22 protein-coding genes are annotated in these 26844 nt (G+C 44.5%); 2 read left to right on the forward strand and 20 right to left on the reverse strand.

The features are described 5' to 3' along the window. Positions 1–4 precede the first annotated feature (4 nt). From folE to pbp1b, 17 genes are all read right to left on the reverse strand, one after another. Positions 5–559, reverse strand: a complete 555-nt coding sequence (folE, locus tag AC3E6G_RS07170) for a GTP cyclohydrolase I FolE (RefSeq protein ID WP_006595126.1) — start codon at positions 557–559, stop codon at positions 5–7. Between the two features lies 1 nt (position 560). Then, complete coding sequence (locus AC3E6G_RS07175) at positions 561–1865, reverse strand: bifunctional folylpolyglutamate synthase/dihydrofolate synthase (protein WP_490700731.1); 1305 nt, start codon at positions 1863–1865, stop codon at positions 561–563. Between the two features lie 16 nt (positions 1866–1881). After that, entirely contained in the window at positions 1882–2838 is a 957-nt protein-coding gene (folP, locus tag AC3E6G_RS07180; protein ID WP_490700732.1) for a dihydropteroate synthase, read from the reverse strand. A gap of 159 nt (positions 2839–2997) precedes the next feature. Further along, positions 2998–3684 carry a CPBP family intramembrane glutamic endopeptidase gene (locus AC3E6G_RS07185; RefSeq protein WP_485789432.1) on the reverse strand — a complete coding sequence of 229 codons (687 nt, stop codon included), beginning with the start codon at positions 3682–3684 and terminating at the stop codon, positions 2998–3000. Between the two features lie 140 nt (positions 3685–3824). Next, on the reverse strand, positions 3825–5021 hold the full coding sequence (locus AC3E6G_RS07190; protein WP_490700733.1) for an acetate kinase: 1197 nt from the start codon (positions 5019–5021) through the stop codon (positions 3825–3827). A 48-nt stretch (positions 5022–5069) separates the two neighbouring features. Next, positions 5070–6023 carry a class I SAM-dependent methyltransferase gene (locus tag AC3E6G_RS07195; RefSeq protein WP_490700734.1) on the reverse strand — a complete coding sequence of 318 codons (954 nt, stop codon included), beginning with the start codon at positions 6021–6023 and terminating at the stop codon, positions 5070–5072. Between the two features lie 31 nt (positions 6024–6054). Further along, entirely contained in the window at positions 6055–6501 is a 447-nt protein-coding gene (gene comGG, locus AC3E6G_RS07200) for a competence type IV pilus minor pilin ComGG (protein ID WP_490700735.1), read from the reverse strand. Next, positions 6467–6919: a competence type IV pilus minor pilin ComGF gene (gene comGF, locus AC3E6G_RS07205; protein WP_490700746.1), complete on the reverse strand. Its 453-nt coding sequence runs from the start codon at positions 6917–6919 to the stop codon at positions 6467–6469. The genes comGG and comGF overlap by 35 nt, the downstream gene beginning before the upstream one ends. Continuing rightward, positions 6903–7196 (reverse strand): competence type IV pilus minor pilin ComGE, encoded by a 294-nt coding sequence (gene comGE, locus AC3E6G_RS07210; protein WP_154859089.1) that lies wholly within the window; start codon positions 7194–7196, stop codon positions 6903–6905. Before comGE ends, comGF begins: the two co-directional genes overlap by 17 nt. Beyond that, the gene (gene comGD, locus AC3E6G_RS07215) at positions 7162–7587 is read right to left on the reverse strand and encodes a competence type IV pilus minor pilin ComGD (RefSeq protein WP_267472001.1); all 426 of its coding nucleotides are present in this window, start codon (positions 7585–7587) and stop codon (positions 7162–7164) included. Before comGD ends, comGE begins: the two co-directional genes overlap by 35 nt. Next, positions 7556–7873 carry a competence type IV pilus major pilin ComGC gene (gene comGC / locus AC3E6G_RS07220; protein WP_023022076.1) on the reverse strand — a complete coding sequence of 106 codons (318 nt, stop codon included), beginning with the start codon at positions 7871–7873 and terminating at the stop codon, positions 7556–7558. The genes comGD and comGC overlap by 32 nt, the downstream gene beginning before the upstream one ends. Continuing rightward, the gene (comGB, locus tag AC3E6G_RS07225; protein WP_490700736.1) at positions 7870–8892 is read right to left on the reverse strand and encodes a competence type IV pilus assembly protein ComGB; all 1023 of its coding nucleotides are present in this window, start codon (positions 8890–8892) and stop codon (positions 7870–7872) included. Before comGB ends, comGC begins: the two co-directional genes overlap by 4 nt. Further along, positions 8834–9775 carry a competence type IV pilus ATPase ComGA gene (gene comGA, locus AC3E6G_RS07230; protein ID WP_195550255.1) on the reverse strand — a complete coding sequence of 314 codons (942 nt, stop codon included), beginning with the start codon at positions 9773–9775 and terminating at the stop codon, positions 8834–8836. Before comGA ends, comGB begins: the two co-directional genes overlap by 59 nt. A 104-nt stretch (positions 9776–9879) precedes the next feature. After that, the gene (locus tag AC3E6G_RS07235) at positions 9880–10257 is read right to left on the reverse strand and encodes a DUF1033 family protein (protein ID WP_195550256.1); all 378 of its coding nucleotides are present in this window, start codon (positions 10255–10257) and stop codon (positions 9880–9882) included. A 204-nt stretch (positions 10258–10461) separates the two neighbouring features. Beyond that, positions 10462–14115: a DNA-directed RNA polymerase subunit beta' gene (gene rpoC / locus AC3E6G_RS07240; protein WP_490700737.1), complete on the reverse strand. Its 3654-nt coding sequence runs from the start codon at positions 14113–14115 to the stop codon at positions 10462–10464. 153 nt (positions 14116–14268) lie between these two features. Beyond that, positions 14269–17838, reverse strand: a complete 3570-nt coding sequence (gene rpoB, locus AC3E6G_RS07245; protein ID WP_490700738.1) for a DNA-directed RNA polymerase subunit beta — start codon at positions 17836–17838, stop codon at positions 14269–14271. 421 nt (positions 17839–18259) lie between these two features. Next, complete coding sequence (gene pbp1b / locus AC3E6G_RS07250; RefSeq protein WP_418896157.1) at positions 18260–20701, reverse strand: penicillin-binding protein PBP1B; 2442 nt, start codon at positions 20699–20701, stop codon at positions 18260–18262. A gap of 199 nt (positions 20702–20900) precedes the next feature. On the opposite strand from pbp1b, the gene tyrS reads away from it, so the two are divergent. Further along, positions 20901–22157, forward strand: coding sequence for a tyrosine--tRNA ligase (gene tyrS / locus AC3E6G_RS07255; protein ID WP_048789473.1), 1257 nt, complete (start codon positions 20901–20903; stop codon positions 22155–22157). Between the two features lie 56 nt (positions 22158–22213). After that, entirely contained in the window at positions 22214–23056 is an 843-nt protein-coding gene (locus tag AC3E6G_RS07260) for a methyltransferase domain-containing protein (RefSeq protein WP_048789472.1), read from the forward strand. A gap of 51 nt (positions 23057–23107) precedes the next feature. Here the strand turns inward: AC3E6G_RS07260 and AC3E6G_RS07265 are convergent, their stop codons facing one another. From AC3E6G_RS07265 to AC3E6G_RS07275, 3 genes are read right to left on the reverse strand one after another with little or no spacing between them, the layout of a single operon-like run. Next, entirely contained in the window at positions 23108–24406 is a 1299-nt protein-coding gene (locus AC3E6G_RS07265; RefSeq protein WP_048789471.1) for a response regulator transcription factor, read from the reverse strand. 12 nt (positions 24407–24418) lie between these two features. Next, on the reverse strand, positions 24419–26065 hold the full coding sequence (locus AC3E6G_RS07270; protein ID WP_048789470.1) for a sensor histidine kinase: 1647 nt from the start codon (positions 26063–26065) through the stop codon (positions 24419–24421). 2 nt (positions 26066–26067) lie between these two features. Next, positions 26068–26679 (reverse strand): YesL family protein, encoded by a 612-nt coding sequence (locus AC3E6G_RS07275; protein ID WP_125335649.1) that lies wholly within the window; start codon positions 26677–26679, stop codon positions 26068–26070. Between the last annotated feature and the right edge of the window lie 165 nt (positions 26680–26844).

Consider the following 26844-nt stretch of genomic DNA (forward strand, 5'->3'; position numbering starts at 1 on the left):
GGGATTAGTGTCCCATTAGTTTATAGGCTTCGTTTTTCAGGTCTTTATCTGTCTCTAACAAGCCACGCGCTGCTGTCGTTACAGTAGCTGTCCCTGGTTTGCGTACCCCACGCATGTTCATGCACATGTGCTCTGCTTCCACCCAGACAAGGGCTCCCTGCGCTCCCAGATACTCCATCAAGGCATCCGCGATTTCCACCGTCAAGCGCTCCTGGATTTGAGGCTTTTTAGCATATACTTCCACCGTCCGAGCCAACTTAGAGAGGCCCGCTACGCGTCCATTTGGTATATAGGCAATATGGACCTTGCCATAGAAGGGCAAGAAATGGTGCTCACACATAGAGTGGAAGAAGATATCCTTTTCCACCACCATATTGTTGTCCACAATCTCAAAAGACTTTGATAGGTGGACTTCCGCAGTTTGGTTGAGACCTGCAAAAATCTCTTGGTACATCTTGGCAATGCGTTCTGGTGTTTCTTGCAATCCCTCACGGCTTCCGTCTTCACCGACTGCGTCGATAATCATCTTCACGGCTTCTTGAATTTTCTTTGTATCCATGTCATCTCCTACTGATTTTTTCGATTAGAAAGGCTCTCACCTGAGCCAAAAAGTACAAGGATCCCGTCACTAAGAGGAGATCAGATTGTTGCGATTTTCTTTCTAGATAATGGGTTAAAAATACCTTCCATTCTTGATAAGGCAGACCTTTTTGATGGGATATTTCCTGCATATCTTTTACGGAATAGGCGCGTAAATCCTCAAAAGTCGTCAAGGTTAATTGACTCTTTTCCAATCCGCTCCACAGTTCCAGCATCTCCTCAATCGCCTTGGTCTGGATACAGGTAAACAAGACTTGTTTGCCCAACTGTCCATACCGTTCTTTCATGGTGGCTACAAGAGGGGCTACTGCATGCGGATTATGGGCGCCATCTAGAATGATGAGGGGCTGGGTCGAAATGACTTCTAGGCGCCCCGGCCACTGGACCCCTTCCCAAGCTTGGAGGATTTCTTCTTGACTTAAGAAAGAGAGCCCCTTTTCTTGACAGAAGGTATCGCAGAGAGCCAAGGCCAGCCCAGCATTGTCGACTTGATGAAGTCCCAAGAGCCCCGTCTTTAGTTGCAGTTCTTCCCGATACTGGCTCCGATAACCAAAGATTTCCCCATCAGCCAAAGACGCTTGGTAGCTAACTAAAAAGTCCTGGCCTAACAGCTCTACTGGTGCCGATAAGCGGTTCGCCCGCTGCACAATGACTTCTTGAGCTTCTAGTTCCATCCGGCCTAGCAAGACCGGAATCTTTTCCTTGATGATTCCCGCCTTCTCTCGAGCAATGGAGGCTACATCCGGCCCTAAGAGAGCCACATGGTCCAGGCCAATCGTCGTGATGGCTGTCAACATAGGCTGACAAATATTGGTACTATCGAGACGACCACCCATGCCCACTTCCAGAATGACCACATCTGGCTTTTCTGCTGCAAAATAATCAAAAGCGAGGAGGGTCATCAACTCGAACTCAGTTAAGCCCAGAAAGGTCTGATCAGAACTGTTTTTTGCAAGCAGATCCCGATACAGAGCCAAATAATCTTCTAAATCTCGGTCCGATATGGAAATCCCATCGATACTGATTTGCTCATGAAAGGAAACTAGATAGGGGGAGGAGAAAACACCAACCCGCAACCCTTTTGCCTCTAACAAAGAACGTAAATGGGCTAGAGTCGATCCTTTTCCATTGGTCCCTGCTAGGTGGATTACAGGACAGGCGAGGTGAGGGTTCCCCCTCAAGGCTAGCAAGGCTTCCATCCGCTCCAAGCCAAAATGGGGCTCGGAAGAACGATAAGTGACTAACCAACTGAGATCTACTGTCATATCTCTCCTCTTTTCTTTAGCGATATTGTTTCAAATGAAGGTCCTGCGCTTGATCGGCTTGGTAGATCGCACCACCGATAGCTACCGCCATCTTATGGAGGGGGATATCATGCACACGCACAATTTCTACCCCTTGGCTAGCAGCCATACTCGTTAAATGGCTAGAGGCCAAATCCCGATTGTAGAATCCTTCTTTCGTCTCAGGGTTGGTCTCAAATCCCTCTTCTTCCAGAATATTGACCACAAAGCGCTTCCGAGAGACACCTAAAAAGATCGGATAGCCCTTGGCATGGATGGTTTTTAAGTCCTGCAAGAGTTGGAGGTTTTCTCGCTTGGTCAAGCCAAAACCGATCCCAGGATCTAAGAAAAGTTGCTCCGGACTCAATCCTGCTTCCTCTGCCCTCTCAAGGCTCTTGGCAAAGAAGGTCCACATACAGTCTTTGATAGAGAGACCTTCAAACTGCGCCAACTCCTCCGATGAAAAGGCTGGTTCAAAACCAAAGGTCGGAAAAATCACAGAGCTTGGATGATGAGGACGGGCCATGACTGGATTAAACATAAGAATGGCTCCAGCCTGAGCTTCAGCAATCACCCTCGCCATTTGCGGATCTCCTAGCAAGCCTGTGATATCATTGATCAAATCTGCACCAGCTACTAGGGCTGCACGAGCGACCTCTGACTTCCAAGTATCAACCGAAACCAAGATATCACTCTCTGCTCGAATCGCTTCAATAACTGGCACGACTCGCTGGATTTCTTCCTGAATTTCCACAAAATGACTCCCCGGACGTGTGGACTCCCCACCAATATCCAGTATGCCTGCTCCTTCTGCTATTAACTTTCGAGCTTGCTCGAGAGCTCCTTCTACCGTTTGGTAACGTCCACCATCTGAAAAGGAGTCGGGGGTGACATTGAGGATGCCACATAGAAGTGTCCGATCTTTGCCTAGTTGTCTCCATTCACTCTTTGACATATCTTCCTTCATCTTTCTACAGAAATGCCAACCAAGCATAGAAAAGAGGTTAGAATCTTTCCAACCTCCGAGTTTGTCTCTATCTGCGCCTAGATGCTTCTTTGGTAGCTTACCAAAGCTTCTGAATAAAACCCATTGGTCCTATCATTCTACCATATTTTAAGCGGGAAGAAAAGAAACCAAAATAGTTATCAGAAAGGCAAAGGCATTCATAGTAAAGTGCAATAAAATCGAATATTCTACTCGTTTGTAACGGTAGGCAACCCAAGTCAAGATGAGGGACATTCCACCATAGATGATCCAAGAACCAAGATTACTTGGACCATGCAAATAAGCAAAGACTGCAGCTCCGACTAAATAACCAATTTTTTCATAACCTTTAAAGACTAATCGGGGAACGACTGCCCGACAGATAATTTCTTCTCCTAAAGGCGCCACAACAACAAGAAGCAAACCCATCGCCAGCTGAGGAGCCACCGAAGAAAGCCCCTGAATTGTTTCCTGATTGGCTGTAGTGGTCTCTCCTATATTCCGAAGCACTGTAGCTCCCACAAAATTATTTGCAAGTAGAAGCAAAAAGAAAAGGAAATTTCTTCCAAGATCTCGACCCGAAATCTGTGAAAAATCTAGCCGATCTAAAGGGCTCCACTTCATAAACCACCAAAGGAGACAAACAAGCAGAGTTGTCATTCCCAGGACAAGGGCATTGATCATCAAGTCAGACCAAGCATATTGAATTCCGTAAAACAAAGCCACCATAGGAAGCTGAGTCGCTAAAAATAGGGCTGTCCCGATCAGTAGCCATAAACCATTCGAAATCCATTTCTTTTCCATCCATTTTTTCATTATTTTACCTCTATGTTCAAACTATTTTTCTAGTATAGCATAGATGAACTATTGGGGCAAGCCCAAGCAGAAGTCACACAACAGAAAAAAGAGGCGTTTCGAATCAGCCTCTTCTTTCTTGTTTTTTTAGAATAAAAGTCTTATCCCTTGTTTTTAAAGCGTTCAACATCACGGGCAATGACTAATTCTTCGTCCGTTGGGATGACCAAGACTCTCACTTTAGCATCCGCTGTTGAAATATCTCCTTCTGCACCAAAGACGTTCTTTTCTGGATCCAGAGCACAGCCAAACCAAGTCATCCCGTCAATGACTTGTCCACGGATCGTCTTAGAATTTTCTCCAATTCCAGCTGTAAAGATGATGGCATCTGCTCCATTCAAGACAGCAAAGTATTGACCGATGTATTTCTTAATACGGTCGACGAAAATATCGTTGGCCAAGAGTGCTTTGTCATTCCCACTGCGCATAGCTTCGTGAATATCACGCATATCGCTAGAAAGCTCAGATACCCCTAGAAGACCAGATTCACGGTTCAAGATACGACTGATATCTTCTGGATTTTTGAAATCTTCTGTGTGCTCCATCAAGTAAGGAATAATGGCAGGGTCAATATCCCCTGTACGTGTTCCCATCATGATTCCACCAAGTGGCGTGAAGCCCATAGAAGTATCTACAGAAATCCCTTTATCTACCGCTGTAATAGAAGCACCATTCCCAATGTGGCAGGTGATCAATTTCAACTCTTCGATTGGTTTTCCAAGAAGCTTGGCCGCTTCGTGGGCTACATACTCATGACTGGTCCCGTGAGCTCCATATTTACGTACCTTATTTTCTGTATAGTACTTAGTTGGAAGAGGATAACGATAAGCTTTTTCAGGCATTGTTGTATGGAAAGAGGTGTCAAATACAACAACGCTGGTAATATCTGGTAACAATTCTTTAAAGGCACGGATCCCAGCAGCGTTGGCAGGATTGTGCAATGGAGCCAACAAAGAAAGTTCCTCAACCTTTTGAATGACTTCTTCATCTACAAGAGCAGACTCTTTGAAATACTCGCCACCTGCAACGACACGGTGTCCTACTCCAGTGATTTCATCGTAGGAAGCAATAATATTAAAACGAATCAAATCATCGAGAAGGATTTTAACCGCTTGTGTGTGGTTCTCAATATCTAAAACCTGTTTTTCTGCTCGACCATCAAATTTTACTGTCGAAATGGAATCTTTAAGTCCAATTCTCTCGATAAGCCCTTTTGCCAAAACTGTTTCTTCTGGCATTTGGTATAATTGCCATTTCAAACTTGAACTACCTGCATTAATTGCAATTGTTTTCGTCATTTTTTTACCTCTTTAAGCGTTTTCACTCCTATTATAGCAAAATTTTGTTTAAATTTCACTTTCTTTATTCCAGTTTTGAAAACTTTCACGGAATTTCATAACGTCCTCCTGATTTTGCAAATCGGTCAAGGGATAGACAAATGGTTGGATTACCGCTTCTTCTTGCTTGCGGAAAACAAAGATGGTTTTTGCCAGATTGGCTGAACGAAAGAGGTTCTCTGGCAAGGTCACCATGGCCAAGACCTGAGCATGATCCTGCATCCATTTTTTCAACAGTGGGCTCTGCTCACTCGTCAAAAGATCATTCGGAGCTAGAAAAATAGCGACGCCACCCGGTTTTAAGTATTTTAGTGATTGTTCGATCAATAAATGATGGGCATAGGTGTGTCCCTGAGGGGAAGCGACCTGGTAACGACTCGCAATGGCATCATCTGGATAATAACCGACAGGTAAATCGCTGATAATCACATCGCTCTCTTTCAAAACTTGTGGACGAACGGCATCACCTTGGGCAAAATTTACATCCGCCTTCATCACTTCTGCCATACTAGCAGCAAGGTCAATCAAGAGATCATCGATTTCCAAGCCCAAATAATCTAAGGAACGCTGACAGTTGTTCATCAAGGTTTGGGCCAAGTTCCCCGTTCCACTCCCAATTTCTAGCACATCCACTTGATCGGAACTAGCCAACTGATCCACTAGAAAGACCAGAAGAAATCCAATCCCATCTGGCGTAAATTGATGATTGGCTTGTAGGGGCTCTGTTTGGGCTGCCTTCATCAAAAGATACTGGAAGGAGCGACGCCACTCTTCCTTGTTCAAGTTCAAGTCCTTCAGCCGCTGGTTGTTTTCCTTTACTAGAGTCAACTCTGTTTGCCCATCCAGATAGATGGCATTCTGCTCCACTAGAGCATCATAAAAGTTGGTCTGCAAATCAGTTTGGATAGTTTGGGTATTTTCTAATAGGTAGCCGTAGGCTTTCTCAATTTTTTCGAAATTCATGCTTTCCTCCATCTCTTAATCATATCAAATTTTAAGAGTTTTCGCTATGCTTTTCGAAGACCTGATGCTTCTCTTCCTCAGTTGTGGTCGAGTGGTCTGTAGCTGAATCTGGAGCTTGCTTCTGCTTTTCCTTCTTGTCGGTTTTTTTCTTCTCGCTAGGAGGAAGGGCAAAGGTGAAATGGTAGGTCGTGCCATCCTGTAAGTGACTGCTGACCTCAGCAAAGCCCGATTTTTCTTCCAAATCGACTCGGCCAGTTGAGAAAGTCATTGTTTTTTCTTTCCGGTCCCAAGTATCAACAGCCAATTGAGCTTGCGCATAGGCCTGAATCCGGTGCTGACTAGCAAAGAGGATCCGTCTCTCTGCCACTTGCCGATTCAGATAGAACTGAAGCAAAAGACTAAAAACCGCCGACATAAAGAGGGCATAAAGGAGGATTCCGGCCTCAATCTGCTTCTTTTTTATCCTTTTCCACCACACGATAGACCACCTCCCTTTCTAACCCTTCTTCAAAACGCAGTTGAATAGACATCAGATCCCCACTTTTTTCAATCAAGGCAGATTCAACGCCTTCTATCATCGGTTGGTAGCCACGGCCAGTCGCATCTGTCTTTCGGATATCTCCCCCCTTAGCCAGTCTAATGGCTATGGGTTTTTGATCCTGAACAAGATAGAGTTTGTTGTCTCTGACCTCTTCAAATTGACTACGAGACAATTCAATGTCCAGCTGGTCCTGAAAGAGCAACCATTCCTCTTGCTTGATGTGACTTTGGTACTGGAGTTCTTGACGCAAGAGGCTTGTCAATCCTTGAAACACCAATAAACCACCGCTAATGACGAGCAGGGCAACCAAGGCCTCCAGTAAAGTAAAGGCTGGCAGTTTAGTTCTTTTCAACAGCAATCACAACCTTTCCTTCATGATAGACCTTTAAGGACTTGGCAGACCTCTCCACCTGGACACTGACCTGATTGATGCTCAATTGATCCTGCCTGGTCTGGATCGCCATTTTTGCGACTCGCAAGACTTCTCCTTGTCTCAACTCTTCTAAGCGCTGCTGTCGCGAGTCCCCTAGCTCTCCCAGCACAAGGGTCGTGAGGGCACCAAACATCGCTAGGGCAATCAGTCCTTCTAACAAGAGACTAGCGGGGAGTCGTCGTTTTTTTAATTTTTCCATTCCCAATCGCCAACTGATAGGTCACCACCTCTTTCTCTGTCTGAAATTGAATCTTGGTCAGGCTTGAATTGCCTCCTGCTGGATCAAAGGTCAGTTGCTTCTCTCTGACCACTTCCACCCCTTTTGGAAGCGGTAATCCTTGATAGGGACTATGAACCCCACCGTGGTCGATGGAAAGGAGAGCTCTCTCCTCTTTTGCAATACTCATCTTTTGCGTCTCCTGATAGACCCGTTCAAATTCCGAGAAAAACAATGTTTCTTCCACCTGCCCAAAGGCTTGATGGACTGACCCAGCTAGCAGCCAACATAGAAGACTGACGATACCTAGAGTTAGTAAGCTCTCTAGAAGGGTGAAAGCTTTAATCTGCAACCGCACGGTGATCACCTGCATTCTTCACATAGTGAGCACGGTAGGCTTCTGCTTGTTTTTGAGTGATTTGTCCTTCTGCGACTAGCTTAGAAAGACTAGCTTTTTCATTCTGATGATTGAGTTCATAGAGCTCAGCCTGGCTCTCCACGACTTTGACGACTGCTCGATTTCCTGTATCTGTTACCGAATCTTTCTGCTTGGTCAAGTTCGGAACAAAGAGCAAGAGAAGAACGCTGATAATGAGCAAAACAACTAACATTTCAATCAGAGTAAAAGCTTTCACCTTGAGTGTACGCAATGATTTCATAAAGGAACCTCCAAATTTTCATAAATTGGCAGCAACATGGCTGCATAGAGCAAAACAATCATAAGAGCAACAAAGACAAAGACCAGTGGTTGAACGACATTCATGGCCTTGTTCAAACGATGGAAAAAGCCTGCCCAGGTCTTGTCTGCATAGATTTCCAGCTCACTACCGAGCTTGGACTTGGCCTCCCCATATTCAATCATGAGGGCCAGCTCTCGTTTAAAGAAAGGATAAGTCTGAATATGGTCAGAAAAAGACCTGCCACGAGCCAATGCCCGTTCTAAATCCTGTCCAATCTCTCGAAAGAGACGGGAACGTTGCCCCTGCATCACAGGAAAAATTTGATTCAGCTCCAACCCTTGGGCAATCATACTTCCCCATTCTCGAGCATAAAAAGCGGTCAGATAATCCTGTAAGAAGGGGCGAAGAAAAGGAAATCTAGCCAAACATGAAACCAGGGCCAGCCGTTTGGCACGACGGCCTAGGAAAAGGAGCATCAAAACTCCTGTCGCTAGCAACACACTCCCTAACAAAACATACTGGGGAAAGACACTGATCAGTCGTGTCGCTCCATTTTGACTCTCCAACTGAGGCAAGAGATAATTTTTCAGCCCCAGCATAATCAAGATCAAAAATCCCAACAAGAGCACGGGATAAGTCGCCACCTCAACTAGTTTCTTTCGAACCTGGGCCAAATTTTCCAGGTAGCTACGGATTTTTTCTAAACTTAAGGTGACATTTCCATGCTGCTCTGCCAGTGCTAATTGAGTCGTTACCTGATCGGAGAAACCTAGATCAGAGAGGATGGCTGACAGGGGCTTTCCGTTGGCAAGCCCGATCTGCATTCTTTCAACAAAATCTGCCTCTACCAAATGGCTCCGACGGAGAAAGTCGATAACCTCTGATAGATGAAAGCCACTACTGTAGAGATTGTGAAAGAGCTCAATGACATGCTCTTGCTTAGCAATCGATAATTTTTTCGGCTTGCGCCTGATCCAACTCAATATGTCCCGCTTCATAAAGTGCATCCATTTGCTGGTTCCACTTTTGACTGGAGTGGTTTTGGTAATCTTGGATGACAAAGTCAGTAACACCTCCTCCCTTTATCAAACGTTGGTAACATATCCCTTGAAGGACAATCCGTAACTCCTCCTCACTCACCCCCAACTCCAATAGGCGTTCGTAAACACCTGGAATGCTCTTGGCATGGATGGTGGAAAAGACAGTCACACCTGTCAGACTAGCCCGAATAACTGCACGAGCTGTCTCCGTATCACGGATTTCCCCTATGAGGAGGAGATCCGGGCGATGGCGCAGAGACAGTTTAATCAAGCTATCATAGGTCATTCCAATCGCTTCATTGAGCTGCAATTGCAGCATCTCTTCTTGCTTAATTTCTACCGGATCTTCAATCGACATGACTTGTTGCCCCGAAAATTTCTTCTTGGCCAGGGCATGCATCAGTGTCGTCTTCCCCGATCCGACTGGACCTGCAAATAAGTAGAGCCCCCGCTTACTCACCTTCTCTTCTAGCTCTTGAAGTTGGTCGAACCAGAAATGGAGCTCCCGTTCCTCATTGTGGAGCAGACGAATGACCAAACTCTCATATCCCCTATAGTCTCCCACAGTAGACAAGCGTAAGGACAAGACCTTATCCCCTAGAGAATAGTCACAGGATCCCAATTGACTCCGGCGCCTCTCCCCCACATTCATCCCTGCCATAAACTTAAAATGGCTGATGACCGCTACCATTTGTTCTTGCGAATAGGTCTCGACAAAGCGTCGCTCATCCCCAACCCTTAGAAAGAGCTGATAATCTGATGCTCGAGGGACAAAATAAATATCCTGAGCTTCGGCATTCGATGCCATTCGAATTATGGATTGTGCAATTTCTTGAACCATATTTCCTCCTTTCACTATATAATTCGCAAATAAATGACCAACTAGCGCTGGATTTAGAAAAAAGAGCAAAAAAAGAAACCCAACTGCACATTGAATTTCTCTTACTATAAATTATTGGTCTCGTAGTCTAGCTTACATGAGCGATGAGCCGTGTGGGCATTCTCTTTTTCGTAACCTGGACGACGCTTGCTTCTCGGAATCTTCTGATCGTTTTCTAATAAGGCGACTGAATGATATTGTTGCACATATTCCGCACATTCTTCACACCAGCGCTGATCCTCAGGATCCCAAAAAATCGTCATTAAATCACTTCTACTTTTAAATAATGGAGATTGCTCTCTTAAAAGTAACCATTGGCGTTTGTAGTATTTTAGGGCTTCATAATAGTCATCAAAACTCTGACTAGTGACAATGTCCTTCTCCCAATCCTCTAAAAACCACCAGGGTTCGTAATCCCCATACATTTCAATTACTTGATACATATTTCTCTCCGTCCTTTGTATCCAATATTATATATAAAATCCTTTGATAACAAAAGAATTCTGCTTATGAAAGAATAATGTAGTAAATTTCCCGAACATTTTTATAAATTTCTTTCAAAATCTCCCCTTATGGAGGACAGACAGGCTATTTTTTGACACAAACATAAAGAAGCCTTACTGATAATCAGTAAAGCTTCTTTTGGATTAATTTTCTTCCACTACAGCTGATTCAACAATTTCTGTTGCTTCTTCTGTGACTGGAACTTCTTCGATAATTTCGACTTCATTGACTGCTTGTGGTTCCAAGTTACGGTAACGAGCCATACCTGTACCAGCAGGAATAATCTTACCAATGATAACATTTTCCTTGAGTCCAAGAAGATGATCTTTCTTACCGCGGATGGCTGCGTCAGTGAGGACACGAGTTGTTTCCTGGAAGGAAGCCGCTGACAAGAAACTATTGGTTTCAAGGGAGGCCTTGGTGATTCCCATAAGGACCGGACGAGCCGTCGCAGGAACCCCACCAGAAATAACCACATCACGATTGGCATCTGTAAAGTCTGTGATATCCATAAGAGTACCCATGAGAAGGTCTGTATCTCCTGGATCCATAACTCGAACCTTACGGATCATTTGACGTACCATTACCTCGATGTGTTTGTCACCGATTTCAACCCCTTGGCTACGGTATACTTTTTGTACTTCCGCAAGGAGGTAAGTTTCAACAGACAAGACATCACGAACAGCAAGGAGACGTTTTGGTTGGATAGACCCTTCTGTCAATGCCGCACCACGAGAGACTTGATCTCCCACTTCGACTTTCATGCGGGCTGTATAAGGGACAACGTATTCTCCCTCACCTGTCGCACCACGAACAAAGACTTTCTTAGTCCGTGTAGAAGCATCTTCTTCAATGGCTGTAACTTCCCCTTTGACTTCAGTGATAACCGCTTCCCCTTTCGGATTGCGGGCTTCAAAGATTTCTTGGACACGAGGAAGACCCTGAGTGATATCGGTATTTGAGGCAACCCCACCCGTGTGGAAGGTACGCATTGTAAGCTGTGTACCAGGTTCCCCGATAGATTGGGCAGCGATTGTACCAACTGCTTCACCAACTTCAACCGCATCACCAGTCGCCAAGTTGATACCATAACAGTGACGGCAGACACCATGACGAGTGTTACATGTAAATACTGAACGGATGGTTACTTCTTCAACACCAGCATTAACGATTTCGCGCGCTTTGTCTTCTGTAATCAATTCATTGGCACCGATAAGGACCGCACCAGTTTCTGGATGTTTAACAGATTTCTTGGTATAACGACCTGTCAAACGTTCTTCGAGGGGCTCGATCATTTCCTTGCCATCAGTAATGGCACGGATCACAAGTCCACGGTCAGTTCCACAGTCATCCTCACGTATAATAACGTCTTGGGCAACGTCAACCAAACGACGTGTCAAGTAACCTGAGTCGGCTGTCTTGAGGGCCGTATCGGTCATCCCTTTACGAGCACCGTGAGTAGAGAAGAACATCTCGAGTACTGACAAACCTTCGCGGAAGTTTGACAGGATCGGCAATTCCATAATCCGTCCGTTTGGAGCAGCCATCAGACCACGCATACCGGCAAGCTGTGAGAAGTTTGAGATGTTACCACGGGCTCCAGAGTCCATCATCATAACGATTGGGTTCTTCGGATCTTGGTTATCTACCAAGCGTTTTTCCAGTTTCTCACGGGCTGCACGCCATTCGGCTGTAACGGCATTGTAGCGCTCATCATCTGTAATCATCCCTTTACGGAACTGTTTCGTGATTTGTTCTACACGTTTGTGAGATTCTTCAATGATTTCAGCCTTATCTTCAACAACTGGAATATCGGCAATCCCCACTGTCAAACCAGCAAGGGTTGAGTGGTGGTAACCTAAGTCTTTCAAACGGTCCAAGAATGCAGATGTTTCTGTTGTACGGAAGCGTTTGAAGATTTCTGCGATGATATTTCCAAGATTTTTCTTCTTGAATGGAACGTTTAATTCCAATTGCTCAATCGCCACTTTGACATCTTGACCAGGCTCTAAGAAGTACTTAGCTGGAACGCCTTCTGTCAAGTTGGCATTGTTTGGCTCTTGAAGATATGGAAGTTCTGCAGGCATGATATCGTTAAAGAGAATCTTCCCAACAGTTGTCAAGAGAATCTTGTGTTGTTGAGCTTCTGTCCATGGTTTGTTCAAGCTATCCGTCGCAATTCCGACACGTGTATGCAAGTGAACATAGCCATTACGAAGGGCCATGACCGCTTCATCACGGTCTTTGAAGACCATTCCTTCACCTTCGCGACCAGCTTCTTCCATAGTGAGGTAGTAGTTCCCCAATACCATATCCTGGGATGGGGTAACAACTGGTTTTCCATCTTTTGGATTCAAGATGTGCTCAGCAGCCAGCATCAAGATACGAGCTTCTGCTTGGGCTTCTTCTGAAAGCGGTACGTGGATGGCCATTTGGTCCCCGTCGAAGTCGGCATTGTAGGCTTCACAGACAAGTGGGTGCAAGCGAAGGGCTTTCCCATCAATCAAGACAGGTTCAAAGGCTTGGATTCCCAAACGGTGAAGGGTCGGTGCGCGGTTCAAGAGAACTGGGTGTTCTTTGATGACTTCTTCTAGGATATCCCAGATACGCTCATCTCCACGTTCTACCAAGCGTTTAGCCGCTTTAACGTTTTGTACGATATCACGCGCAACGATTTCGCGCATCACGAATGGTTTAAAGAGCTCGATGGCCATTTCACGTGGCACACCACATTGATACATCTTAAGAGTTGGTCCAACGGCGATAACGGAACGCCCTGAGAAGTCTACCCGTTTACCGAGCAAGTTTTGACGGAAGCGTCCTTGTTTCCCTTTAAGCATGTGGCTCAATGATTTCAGTGGACGGCTACCTGGTCCTGTGATCGGACGACCACGACGACCGTTGTCGATCAAAGCATCGACAGCTTCTTGGAGCATCCGTTTTTCGTTTTGCACGATGATCCCAGGAGCATTCAACTCAAGCAAACGAGCCAAACGGTTGTTCCGGTTGATCACACGACGGTAAAGGTCGTTCAAGTCAGAGGCGGCAAAACGCCCACCATCCAATTGGACCATCGGACGAAGATCTGGTGGAATAACAGGGAGGATATTGAGGACCATCCATTCTGGTTTGTTCCCAGATTTGTAGAAGGCATCTAAGACATCCAAACGGCGAACAGCCTTCACACGTTTTTGACCAGTTGCAGTCTTCAATTCTTCTTTCAAGACAGCAATTTCAGCTTCCAAATCCACTTGTTTCAAGAGGTCTTGGATCGCTTCTGCCCCCATCTTGGCAACAAAGGAACCTGGTCCGTATTCACGCAAGCGTTCACGGTATTCACGTTCGGTCATGATAGACTTGTGCTCAAGCGGTGTATCTTTTGGATCGATAACCACATAAGCTGCGAAGTAGATGACTTCCTCAAGGGCACGAGGGCTCATATCCAAGGTCAATCCCATACGAGAAGGGATACCTTTGAAATACCAGATATGTGATACAGGTGCTTTCAACTCGATGTGCCCCATGCGTTCACGACGTACCTTGGCACGTGTCACTTCCACACCACAGCGGTCACAAACGATCCCTTTGTAACGGATCCGTTTGTATTTTCCACACGCACATTCCCAGTCTTTTGTAGGTCCAAAGATGACTTCATCAAAGAGACCTTCGCGTTCTGGTTTCAATGTACGGTAGTTGATTGTTTCAGGTTTCTTGACCTCTCCATAAGACCATGAACGGACCTTGCTTGGAGAAGCTAGGGTGATTTGCATACTTTTAAAACGATTTACATCAACCACTATTTCTTACCTTTCTTTATGTTCATTCTCAACTGTATGTTCTTCTGCTTTTTTGTGAAGGAGAGAAGGAACTTCCTTCACACCTTCAACCCTTAAAGCATCGGGATAGAGAACCTTTTTAGATTTTCTTCCCTTCTTGAACTACATATTTTATTAATCTTCTTTCCCTTCAGCTTCGAAAGCTGCGCGAGCTTCCTTAGCTGCTTTTTCACGTGCTTTTTCTAGATCATCTACGTGGATGACATCGTCGTCTTCCCCTTCGTCAAGATCGCGAAGTTCGACTTCCTTGTCATCCTCATCCAAGACACGCATATCCAATCCAAGTGATTGCAATTCTTTCACGAGTACTCGGAAGGACTCTGGCACACCTGGTTTTGGAATTGGTTTTCCTTTGGTAATCGCTTCATAAGCTTTCAAACGTCCGTTGACATCGTCTGACTTGTAGGTCAAGATTTCTTGAAGGACATTAGACGCACCATAAGCCTCAAGGGCCCAAACTTCCATTTCCCCGAAACGTTGTCCACCAAACTGAGCTTTACCTCCAAGTGGTTGTTGGGTAACCATTGAGTATGGTCCGACAGAACGAGCGTGGAGTTTATCATCAACCATGTGGTGAAGCTTGATCATGTACATGACACCGACAGAGACACGGTTATCAAATGGCTCACCTGTACGACCATCATAAAGAATGGTCTTGGCATCGCTATCCATACCTGCTTCACGAACAGTATCCCAGAGGTCTTCTGAGCTTGCTCCGTCAAAGACTGGTGTTGCGATGTGGATGCCCAAGTTACGAGCTGCCATACCAAGGTGAAGTTCCATAACCTGACCGATATTCATACGTGATGGCACCCCAAGTGGGTTCAACATGATATCAACCGGTGTACCATCTGGAAGGTAAGGCATGTCTTCAACAGGAACAATACGGGATACAACCCCCTTGTTTCCGTGACGACCGGCCATCTTATCTCCGACGCGGATCTTGCGTTTTTGTGCGATGTAAACACGAACCAACATGTTGACACCCGATTGCAATTCATCTCCGTTTGCACGCGTAAAGATCTTGACATCACGAACGACACCATCTCCACCGTGAGGTACACGAAGAGAAGTATCACGCACTTCACGAGATTTATCTCCAAAAATAGCGTGGAGGAGACGTTCTTCAGCAGAAAGGTCTTTTTCACCCTTCGGTGTTACCTTACCAACTAAGATATCGCCTTCTTTTACTTCCGCACCGATACGGATAATACCCATTTCGTCAAGGTTTCTGAGAGCATCTTCCCCAACGTTTGGAATTTCACGAGTGATTTCTTCAGGGCCTAACTTAGTGTCGCGCGTTTCTGATTCGAATTCTTCCAAGTGAACAGATGTGTAGACATCTTCTTTCACCAAGCGTTCGCTCATGATAACGGCATCCTCAAAGTTGTAACCTTCCCATGTCATGTAAGCGACGATTGGGTTTTGACCAAGGGCCATTTCCCCTTTTTCCATCGATGGACCGTCTGCGATAAAATCTCCTTTTTCAACAACGTCACCAACCTTTACAAGAGTACGTTGGTTGTATGCCGTACCTGAGTTTGAACGACGGAATTTTTGGATGTGGTAGACATCAAGAGATCCATCTTTACGACGAACTTCTACCTTATCCGCATCTGCATAGCTAACTTTACCATCATGTTGCGCAATGACTGCAGCTCCTGAGTCATGAGCTGCTTGATATTCCATACCAGTACCCACGTAAGGCGCTTTTGGATCGATCAATGGCACAGCCTGACGTTGCATGTTGGCACCCATGAGGGCACGGTTGGAGTCATCGTTTTCCAAGAACGGAATACATGCTGTCGCAACGGCAACTACTTGTTTTGGAGATACATCCATGTAGTCGACTTGATCAGATGGGAACTCTTGGTTGTTACCACGGTGACGTCCCATAACGATTGGCTCAGCAAAACCACCTTTTTCGTTCAACTTAGAGTTGGACTGGGCTACGATGTACTCATCTTCTTCATCAGCTGTCAACCAAACGATTTCGTTGGTGACCACACCTTTTTCACGGTCTACTTTACGGTATGGCGTTTGGATGAAACCATACTTGTTCAAGTGTCCGTAGGATGACAAGTTGTTAATCAAACCGATGTTTGGTCCTTCAGGTGTTTCGATTGGACACATACGTCCATAGTGAGTGTAGTGCACGTCACGGACTTCGTATCCAGCACGGTCACGTGTCAAACCACCAGGCCCTAAAGCTGACAAACGACGTTTGTGGGACAACTCAGAAAGTGGATTGTGTTGGTCCATGAACTGGGACAATTGTGAAGAACCAAAGAATTCTTTGATCGCTGCAGTCACTGGACGAATGTTGATAATTTGTTGTGGTGTTAATACTTCATTATCTTGAACAGACATGCGTTCACGAACATTACGTTCCATCCGTGAAAGCCCAAGACGCACTTGGTTGGCAAGCAATTCACCAACGGCACGAATACGACGGTTTCCAAGGTGGTCGATATCATCCACGCGGCCAATACCTTCAGCCAAGTTAAGGAAGTAGCTCATCTCAGCAAGGATATCAGCTGGAGTGATGGTACGAACCTTATCATCTGGATTAGCATTGCCGATGATAGTGACAACGCGGTCTGGATCCGTTGGTGCCACAACCTTGAATTTTTGAAGAACGACTGGTTCTGTCAATACTGCTGAATCATTTGGAGTGTAGACAATCTTGTTCAAATCACCGTCCAAATGTTCTGAGATGCTGTCGATGACATCGCGTGTCATCACGGTACCAGCTTCTACAAGGATTTCTCCTATTTCAGCATCTACCAATGGTTCCGCGATCGTTTGGTTCAACAAACGGTTCTTGATATTGAGTTTCTTGTTGATCTTGTAGCGACCAACTGGGGCCAAGTCATAACGACGTGGGTCGAAGAAACGGGCTACCAACAAGCTACGTGAGCTTTCCGCTGTTTTTGGCTCACCTGGACGAAGACGCTCATAAATTTCTTTAAGAGCTTCATCTGTACGAGAATCCATTGGATTTTTGTGGATATCTTTTTCAACAGTGTTGCGAACTAATTCACTATCCCCAAAGATATCAAAAATCTCGTCATCCCCAGAGAAACCAAGGGCACGAACTAAGGTCGTAAATGGAATCTTACGCGTACGGTCGATACGAGTATAAGCAATATCTTTTGAGTCTGTTTCAAGCTCTAGCCAAGCTCCACGGTTCGGAATAACCGTTGATCCATAGCCAACCTTACCGTTCTTGTCCACCTTATCATTGAAGTAGACACCTGGTGAACGTACGAGCTGAGATACGATGATCCGCTCTCCACCATTGATGATGAAGGTTCCCATCTCAGTCATGATTGGGAAATCACCAAAGAAGACTTCTTGAGTTTTGATTTCGCCTGTTTCCTTGTTAACCAAGCGGAAGGTTACAAAGATTGGGGCAGAATAGCTCGCATCATGGATACGTGCTTCTTCCAAGGTATACTTTGGTTCTCTGATTTCATAGCCGACGAATTCCAACTCCATTGTGTCTGTGAAGTTCGAAATTGGCAATACATCTTCAAAAACTTCTTTCAAACCATGATCCAGAAAATCTTTAAATGAATCCGTTTGGATTTCAATCAAATTTGGTAAATCAAGAACTTCTTTGATTCTTGAAAAACTACGACGGGTCCGATGTTTCCCGTATTGAACGTCATGTCCTGCCAAAGTTTTAACTCCTTTTCTATACTAGGATACCAGCTAGGGGAAGGCCCTCTCTGAAAATCCGGTTTCTAGATCGCTTCTGACCACATCAGAATAGTTCTGATCTAGTCGAAACGATGTTATGAAGGGGGTGTGATCTACATCACGTGAGAAGAAATCTCCTCCGTATCATTCATCCTTTTTGGAATTTTTAGAAAGATTAAGTTTGTATGACAAATCTGTTTGTTTCTAAAAATAGGCACAAAAAGAGCAGCTAAATCGACTTTTATAAAGTTTGATTTAACTGCTGTAAGCTTCTATTTGGACAATATTTCAAATAAAGCACACGACAAATTACTTATCCTTATTATATCGTATTTTCACAAAAAACACAAGGTTTTCTCTAGACATGAAAACGATTTTATGGTATTGTCCCTGATAATTTTTACCGGTTTTGTCCACTCGATGATGAACTGCTTGGCGTACTAGTATTGCCTGTCCGATTGCTATTGCGATTCCCATTGGAAGTCCCCGCTGAACCTCCTAGCATTCCAGCCCAAGCACTAGCATAATCATTATCTGATCCACCAATAGCAAAACGGTAGGTCGTTTGTGGAGCACCATTTTTAGCCCAATAGCTGGTAACTGTAGCACCTGACACATCGATGTCACGACCATTGACATTGACACGACCAGGTCGTTGTCCTGTAGCTTTCAGAACAGTCGATGAAATGACACTACTATCTAGGGTGAAGCGGTCTTGCACTCCCCAAGCATTTGGATCCGCCTGGTAGATAGCATTGGCTAAATAGGCCATGTAGCTTGCGTTGTTGTTGTAACCTGTCAATGGAGCCATAGAAGCATTGTTATCGTGTCCAATCCAGCCACCTAAGGTGAGATTTGGAGTAGACAGCATGAGCCACATATCTCCATTCTCATTGGTAGTTCCGGTTTTCCCGATCCAATCGGCATTAGCAAGGGTTGGGTTGACCTGGCTGATCCGGCTCTTGAAGGTCGTTGTTGCACCGGAGCTGATGACACCTCTTAACAGATCCTGCATGATAGTCGCAGTTGCTGCTGAGTAAACTCGAGTTGGTTTGCTTTCGTGCTGGTAAACAACTTTTCCGTTTTGGTCCATGATTTTTTCAATCATGTAGCGTTTTTGGTAATTCCCATTATTGGCAAGGGTTTGATAACCGTTTGTATGTTGGGCAACGCTTACTTCGATCCCGCCTCCCATTGGCAGACTTTCAATGCCGTACTCAGCGATATCGTAGCCCATTTTTTCCATATAGCCAGGTACATCGACACCCTTTTCACGGAGAGTACGGTAGGTCCAATAAGCTGGGATATTCCATGAGGTATTGAGGGCCTCTCGGAGGTCCATCATACCAGTTCCTCGGTTATCCACGTGCATAATTGGCTCTCCACTAGAGAAGTTGGTTGGGTAATTGGAGACGATGCTATTGCTTCCCATCAAGCCTTGGTCAATGGCGATTCCATAAGCCAGCAAGGGTTTAATGGTAGAACCTGGAGAACGCTTTGTATCAAAGGCATGGTTATTTTGATTCCCGTCAAAATTCCGTCCCCCAACAAAGCCAAGAATCGCTCCTGTTCGGTTGTCCATAAGGACATTCCCAACTTCTACCGTTCCCGTTCCATCATCCAAGATACCACCATAATTGGCAACTGCTTCTTGCATGGCATTGTAGATAGCTTTGTTGATAGTGGTTTGGACCGTATAGCCACCCTCTCTCAATTCTTTCTTCGCTAACTCTTGATAAGACTTAACCGTTGAATTGTTTTTTAGGTCGTGACTAGAAACGTTGTCTCTCTTGATTAGATACTCATACATAGCATCTTCCGCTTCACTAACAGCTTGGAAATACAAGTAGTCGTGTGGTGTCTTCTCGATGCCATTTGAAGGAAGGAAATCCTTGCTTAGATCATATTGACTATATTGGTCGTACTCTTCCTTGCTGATAGCACCCGTCCGATACATATTGTACAAGACATCCTTGGCACGATCCAAGCCTAAAGCTTGATTTTCCGGAGTCTTGAGGCTGCCATCAGAAGCGTAAGGTGAGTAGACAATTGGACTCTGTGGCAAACCAGCAATAAATGCCGCCTGTGGAACAGTCAAGTCTTTGGCAGAAACACCAAAAATCCCTTGAGCTGCAGCTTCCACTCCTGCAATATTTTGTCCCCGGTTGTTTCGACCAAATGGAGAGACATTGAGGTAGGTCGTTAAAATTTCGTCCTTATCCATTACCCGCTCAAGAGCAAGGGCATCGATAATCTCAGCAGCTTTCCGTGAGAAGGTCGGTGCATCTCCCACAACTTGTTGTTTAATCAACTGTTGGGTCAGAGTCGAACCCCCACTAGAAGAACCGACTCCAGCAACTGAACCCAAGGTGGCCCGGATTACTGCCTTTGGAACGACCCCATTATGGCTATTAAAATTCTCATCCTCTGTGGCAATAACAGCCTTTTTGACATTGTCCGAAATCGCATCCTTTTGGACAGGGATCCGAATCAAGTCACTGTCAATATCAGAAATGATGCTTCCATCTGAGTAGGAAATCTTTGAAACGCTGGAAATATTTCGTACTTGTTGAACCAATTGGGTCGGATCCGGTGTCTCTGTCTCATTAAATAGGCTGGCTGCATAGCCAATCGCGATCCCTGCACCAAACAAGAGACCACCTAAAGCAAACACCAATAGCACATCCCAAAGGAGTTTCATCGTGCGGAGAATCGTTGCCACAAAATCTCCTAGTGACCAACCCTCCTTGTCTTCCTTCTCATCGACTTCAACAGTCATCTTGGCAAAGAAGTCTTTTATTTTCTTCCCGCACTTTGTAAAAAATTCTCTCATTTGACTCACTCTATTTCTCCTTGTCCTTCCTATTATACCAAATGGACCTCTTTCTTTTCAATTCCTAAAGTTGAGAACACCGTTTCCAACTGGATTTTTTTCGTCCTTTCATTGCTATTTCAAGTCATTATGGTAAAATAGAGAGAAACCATACAGATACTGGACTGTTTTCATCGATCCGGCCAGTAGCTTAGAAAAGGAGAGAACGATGCACATTTTTGATGAGCTAAAAGAACGTGGTTTGATTTTCCAAACGACTGACGAAGATGCTTTGCGTAAAGCCCTAGAAGAAGGACAAGTATCGTATTATACTGGCTACGATCCAACTGCTGATAGTTTGCACCTTGGGCACCTTGTTGCAATCTTGACCAGTCGTCGCTTACAATTGGCAGGCCACAAACCTTATGCGCTTGTCGGTGGTGCGACCGGACTCATTGGAGACCCTTCTTTCAAAGATGCCGAGCGCAGTTTACAAACTAAGGAGACTGTAGACGGTTGGGTCACTTCTATCCAAGGGCAATTGTCTCGTTTCTTAGATTTTGAAAATGGGGAAAATAAGGCTGTCATGGTCAATAACTACGACTGGTTTGGCAGCATTAGCTTCATTGACTTCCTTCGCGACATCGGAAAATACTTTACTGTCAACTACATGATGAGCAAGGAATCTGTGAAGAAACGTATCGAAACAGGAATTTCTTACACTGAATTTGCCTACCAAATCATGCAAGGCTACGACTTCTTTGTTCTGAACCAAGAGCACAATGTCACTTTGCAAATCGGTGGTTCTGACCAGTGGGGAAATATGACAGCTGGTACAGAGTTGCTTCGTCGGAAGGCTGATAAGACTGGTCACGTCATCACTGTTCCCCTCATTACAGATGCGACTGGTAAGAAATTTGGTAAATCTGAAGGGAATGCGGTTTGGCTCAACCCTGAAAAGACTTCTCCATACGAAATGTACCAATTCTGGATGAATGTCATGGATGCTGACGCTGTACGCTTCTTGAAAATCTTTACTTTCTTGTCACTGGATGAGATTGAAGACATCCGCAAACAGTTTGAAGCTGCTCCTCATGAACGCTTGGCTCAAAAAGTCTTGGCTCGTGAAGTCGTAACACTTGTTCACGGTGAAGAAGCCTACAAGGAAGCCCTTAACATCACTGAGCAACTCTTTGCAGGAAACATCAAAAACCTTTCTGTCAAAGAACTCAAACAAGGACTTCGTGGTGTACCAAACTACCAAGTACAAGCGGACGAAAACCACAATATCGTAGAATTGCTCGTGTCTTCTGGCGTGGTGAATTCCAAACGCCAAGCCCGAGAAGATGTTCAAAATGGAGCTATCTACGTCAACGGCGACCGCATCCAAGACCTTGACTATGTCTTGAGCGATAGCGATAAATTAGAAAATGAATTGACCGTTATCCGTCGCGGTAAGAAAAAATACTTTGTTTTGACTTATTAAAAAGAAGACCTCTGAAGCTATGACTTTCAGAGGTTTTTTGGTACACTAGATGTATCATGACGATCAAACCAAAATTACAACGATTTCAAACAGCCACTGCTTTTGCCTGTCCCATCTGTCAAGAAGCCCTTGACCTGATCCAACAAAGCTTGGTCTGCACTAACCGCCACTCCTTTGACCTTGCTAAGTTTGGCTATGTGAACTTAGCCCCACAAGTGAAGGCTTCCAAGGACTATGACAAGGAGAATTTTCAAAACCGGCAACTCGTTCTAGAGAACGGTTTTTACGACCATATCCTCACTAGCCTGTCAGAATGTTTGTCTCCACTGGACCATCCAGCCAACATTTTAGATATTGGTTGTGGAGAAGGCTACTATTCGCGCAGCTTACAGGAACGCTATCCAGACCATTCCTTTTACGCCTTTGATTTATCTAAGGAATCGATCCAACTGGCTGCCAAAAGCGACCAGGAATGGAAGGTCAAGTGGTTTGTCGGAGATTTAGCCCGTCTCCCTCTTTTGGACCAGAGCATGGACCTTCTCCTAGATATCTTTTCGCCAGCAAATTATCAGGAATTTAAACGGGTCCTGGCCCCAGAAGGTCGCCTTATCAAGGTCATCCCAACAGCCGCCCATCTGCAAGAGATTCGTCAGAAGGTGAAGGATCACCTGGATCAGGCCGATTATTCCAATGAGCAGATTATTCAACATTTCTCTGATCATTTTACGATTGAAAACACCATCCATTGCCAGGAAACCTTCGAACTAACACCAGCATTGCGGGAGGCCCTTCTGAGCATGACGCCTCTCCTCTTTCACGTCAATCCAGCTCAAATTGACTGGAACGATTTGACTCAGGTCACCATTTCTGCCACGATTTTGATCGGAAGAAGCAACTAAAAAATACCCTCCATTGATTAGAAAATGGAGGGTATTTTTCATGTTTTCAGATCAGTCACTTTCCTCTACGCCGATTTGTTGACGGTAGGCTTTAGGAGACTTGCCACACAACTTGCGGAATACTTTATAAAAGTAACCGACATTGCTGTAGCCAACTTCATAGCAAATATCTTCAATGCTTTCCGTTGTGGATAAAAGCAACTGTTGGGCAGCTTTGATCCGTTGTTTATTCAAGAGCTCTGCAAAGGTGGAATTGGTCTCACGTTTGATCAATTGCCCTAAATAAACAGGATTGATATAGAGATCTTTGCTGATATCCTTGAGCGACAGTTCCTTCCGATAGTCGCGTCCAATTACTTCTAAGACGGTCGCCACATTATTGTTCATCCGATATTGAGAGAAGAAGGTCTCCAATTGATTCCGAACGCAGGTAACAAGATCCTCAAAAGTCGTTGTCTCATGAACGGCTTTCACAACTTCTGTCAGGTTATCTCCCTGCAGGTGTTCAAACAAATGAAAGACATCCATAATGAACTGAATAAAGAGTTGCTTGGCTATCGCCACTTTTGGGGTATGGCTTCTCACGGTTTCTTCCAACCAGTTCAACTCCTCCAAAATCTGTTGGATATTTCCCTGAATGATGACACGGTAGATGGGTTCGTAGTAATTAAAGACACCATCTTCTTCCTCCAAAGGGAGATCCCCATAAAACAGACTTCGTTCAACAAGCTCTTTAAATTGTTGAAAATGTTCCTTATAAGGTGCTTGGAAACGGCGCTGTAGGAAAGCTCCTTCATCCTCATCGGAAAGATAGAGTTGAAGATTTTTTCCTAAGACCTGATAAGACGAACTGGCAAAGCCCTTCCTTTCCTTATCCACTCCAATCCAGAGTTGTTTTCTTCCTCGGATGGCTTGTTCGAACTCTTCTTCTGACCAATCTTCATGAAGGAGCCGATTGGCCGTTTCTTGGTCTGGTTTTTTTAGAGTTTGAGATAACTTTTCTAGGATATTCCCCAGCTCCACCTTATTGACAGGCTTTAACAGGTAGTCTGCCACCCGGAGGTTTAAGGCTTTTTTTACATAAGCAAAATCCTGGTAGCCCGACATAATGATATAAGCCGCATGGGGAAGAATGGACTGCATTTGATCAATCATTTCTAGACCAGTTTTTCCTGGCATATTGACATCCGTAATCACGATATCCACTGGATAATCCGCAACATAGGCCAAGGCTTGATCTGCATCCTCTGCTGTGTAAACAACCTCCATGTCCCATTTTTCAAAGGGAATCAGTTTTTTCAACCCCTCAGTAATCATATATTCATCGTCAACCAATAAGACTTTATACACGATTCTTTCCTCTTAAGTGTCCTCGATGGTAATCGTATAGAGAACACCTTTTCCTTTTTCTGATGTAATTTGAATGTGGTAACGATCCCCAAAGTAGAGAAGGAAACGCTCGTGGACATTGACAATCCCAATCGATTGTCGCCCCTTACTCTCTTCTACTTCTTCTCGTGGATCCCTATGACTCAATATTTGTTGGATCCGTTGCAGTTGGCTCGGTCCCAGTCCTCTCCCATTGTCTTGAACCCGAATTTCCACAGCTCCTCCAACATGACGGACTTTGATACTAATGACATTGTCCTTGCGCTTGTGATCAACTCCATGAACAAAGTAATTTTCCACTAGTGGCTGAAGAGTAAACTTCGGAATAACCATCTCTTCTAGACCGGGTTCAATTTTAAAGCCATAAGCAATCGATTTTGGATAACGCACCATACAGAGATAGCTGTATTTTCTACAAAATTCCAACTCATTTTCGATGGTCGTTTCTTTCTCCTCTGAAATATTGTTTCGAAGGAGACTACTAAATTCGTAAATAATATCAGCTAATTCTTCTTGATCCTGCATAACTGCATACATGCGAATAAACTCCATGGTATTATACATAAAATGCGGATTAATCTGCGCTTGCAAGGCCTTCAAATTGGCATCTTTTTGGCTCAGTTGTAGCTGATAGATATCACGGATAGACTTGTCCATATTGTCTAACATGGTATTGGTCGTTTCTGCAACTAAAAGGAGCTCCTGCTCTTTGGTATCCACATTGATCCGTCGCTCAGAATCCCCCTGGCTGATGGCTTCCATGGTATCTACCAAATCCAAAACTTGTTTTTGGTAATTACGGAAAATTCGTTGAAGCAAGAGATACAAGACCAAGACCAGGATTAAGGCGACCGAAATCATCCAGGTAAAACTAAACAAGGCTGTTCGAACCGTGTAAGAGGTCGGAATCCCAACCCAGATTTGATAGCCGTAAGCAGTATCTCGCACAATCCACTGGCTGTGATCTTTAGGGTTGATATCCCCTCTGTGGTAAAAAACCTTGCCCAAGGGATTATAGATTTGGACGGCAACTGGAATCGTGTCTTGAATATTGTCAACGACAGAATCCAATAGCGCTGGATTGATTTTAATATAAGCCAGTCCAATATCCTCGCCAGTCGTCACATCCGTTAAGGAGACTGGGATGGCTTGCGAGCTGGCCTTGTACCGATCCGCTGGAACTTGTTGCCCTCCTTTTTTATTTTTACTGGAGACAAACACAGTCGTATAGTCATTTAACACCAAATCAATTTGATCAATAACATCGTGTTCCAAATACAGAGTTTCAACATTACGGTGCAGCGAAACTTGAATATAATTGGAGAAATAATTATCCAATCGCCAGCTTTCGTATTCAGAAGGCGTCATTGAAAAATACTTGTAAACTCCTTCGAGCTTGGCAGGATTTTCTACCAGACTCTTTCCCCATTGAGAAGATCTCTTATAAATATCCTCTACCTCAACAGTCAAGCGCGAGGAAATCAACTGAGCAATCCGTTCTGTTTCTGCTTTCTGATTATGCCAATAGACCAAGGATACCGTCACGCCTAAGGTCGTGATGATCCCCACCATGATATAGGCATAGAACTTCAAAAGAGTCGCTAACCATATTTTTTTCATAATTAAGAAACCACTTTAGAGCGAATTGTTTCATAGACTGGTTGAAAAATATCATTGACAAAGAAATGCCACAAGCCCAGTAAAACAAAGAAGAATAAAGCCGGAACGAAATGGGTAACAACCCCTAACAGAAAGGTCCCCAAGAGAAACTTGGTCACTGCACGAATATCCAGAAAAGCACCAATGAAACTCAACTTCAAGCTATTAAGATAGGACAAGTCAAAATGGACTTGAAGCTTGAGATAGACTGCAAAAGTCAGGGGAGCCACCAATAAGAAAATCAAATTGACCAATAAGATAAAAATCTGAAACAGGGACAAGTGGGGCAATTGAACCATCAGATACATGCCATAAATAAGAATAGCTTCGATTAAAAAAAATGTATAGAAAACCTGGTTGCCCCGACGGAAATTTTCTTTATAGAGCGACCAAGCCTCAGACCAACCATATTGCTTGTAATCAGATCCATGTTCGGCATATAGACTCATAATCGTTGCACTAGCCGGCCCAAATCCAAATAGAATCCCTCCACAGAAGGTTAAAGCCCAAAAGATCCCTGTTGCCAGCATGGCTAAATAGACCCTTGTAAAAATTAATTCAATCATTCTTCCCATAATGTGTCTCCATGTTCATTTGTTGTAGAGGGGAGCGTACGACTTAGTATAGTTTCCCTAGTACAACTGATGATTATACCCTATATTATAGCACATTTCCTCTGATGGTTTCGATTTCGAAATCATCAACAGAAAAGACTTTGAAGTGCGAAGACCTCAAAGTCT

It is taken from the genome of Streptococcus sp. SCPM-O-B-23252 (M501), assembly GCF_058200355.1.

What these genes read in the sequence shown, in the direction of transcription:
- folE (WP_006595126.1), bottom strand. Translation starts at nt 559, where the DNA reads ATGGATACAAAGAAAATTCAAGAAGCCGTGAAGATGATTATCGACGCA.
- AC3E6G_RS07175 (WP_490700731.1), bottom strand. Translation starts at nt 1,865, where the DNA reads ATGACAGTAGATCTCAGTTGGTTAGTCACTTATCGTTCTTCCGAGCCC.
- folP (WP_490700732.1), bottom strand. Translation starts at nt 2,838, where the DNA reads ATGTCAAAGAGTGAATGGAGACAACTAGGCAAAGATCGGACACTTCTA.
- AC3E6G_RS07185 (WP_485789432.1), bottom strand. Translation starts at nt 3,684, where the DNA reads ATGAAAAAATGGATGGAAAAGAAATGGATTTCGAATGGTTTATGGCTA.
- AC3E6G_RS07190 (WP_490700733.1), bottom strand. Translation starts at nt 5,021, where the DNA reads ATGACGAAAACAATTGCAATTAATGCAGGTAGTTCAAGTTTGAAATGG.
- AC3E6G_RS07195 (WP_490700734.1), bottom strand. Translation starts at nt 6,023, where the DNA reads ATGAATTTCGAAAAAATTGAGAAAGCCTACGGCTACCTATTAGAAAAT.
- comGE (WP_154859089.1), bottom strand. Translation starts at nt 7,196, where the DNA reads ATGGAAAAATTAAAAAAACGACGACTCCCCGCTAGTCTCTTGTTAGAA.
- comGD (WP_267472001.1), bottom strand. Translation starts at nt 7,587, where the DNA reads ATGCAGGTGATCACCGTGCGGTTGCAGATTAAAGCTTTCACCCTTCTA.
- comGC (WP_023022076.1), bottom strand. Translation starts at nt 7,873, where the DNA reads ATGAAATCATTGCGTACACTCAAGGTGAAAGCTTTTACTCTGATTGAA.
- comGB (WP_490700736.1), bottom strand. Translation starts at nt 8,892, where the DNA reads ATGAAGCGGGACATATTGAGTTGGATCAGGCGCAAGCCGAAAAAATTA.
- comGA (WP_195550255.1), bottom strand. Translation starts at nt 9,775, where the DNA reads ATGGTTCAAGAAATTGCACAATCCATAATTCGAATGGCATCGAATGCC.
- AC3E6G_RS07235 (WP_195550256.1), bottom strand. Translation starts at nt 10,257, where the DNA reads ATGTATCAAGTAATTGAAATGTATGGGGATTACGAACCCTGGTGGTTT.
- tyrS (WP_048789473.1), top strand. Translation starts at nt 20,901, where the DNA reads ATGCACATTTTTGATGAGCTAAAAGAACGTGGTTTGATTTTCCAAACG.
- AC3E6G_RS07260 (WP_048789472.1), top strand. Translation starts at nt 22,214, where the DNA reads ATGACGATCAAACCAAAATTACAACGATTTCAAACAGCCACTGCTTTT.
- AC3E6G_RS07270 (WP_048789470.1), bottom strand. Translation starts at nt 26,065, where the DNA reads ATGAAAAAAATATGGTTAGCGACTCTTTTGAAGTTCTATGCCTATATC.
- AC3E6G_RS07275 (WP_125335649.1), bottom strand. Translation starts at nt 26,679, where the DNA reads ATGGGAAGAATGATTGAATTAATTTTTACAAGGGTCTATTTAGCCATG.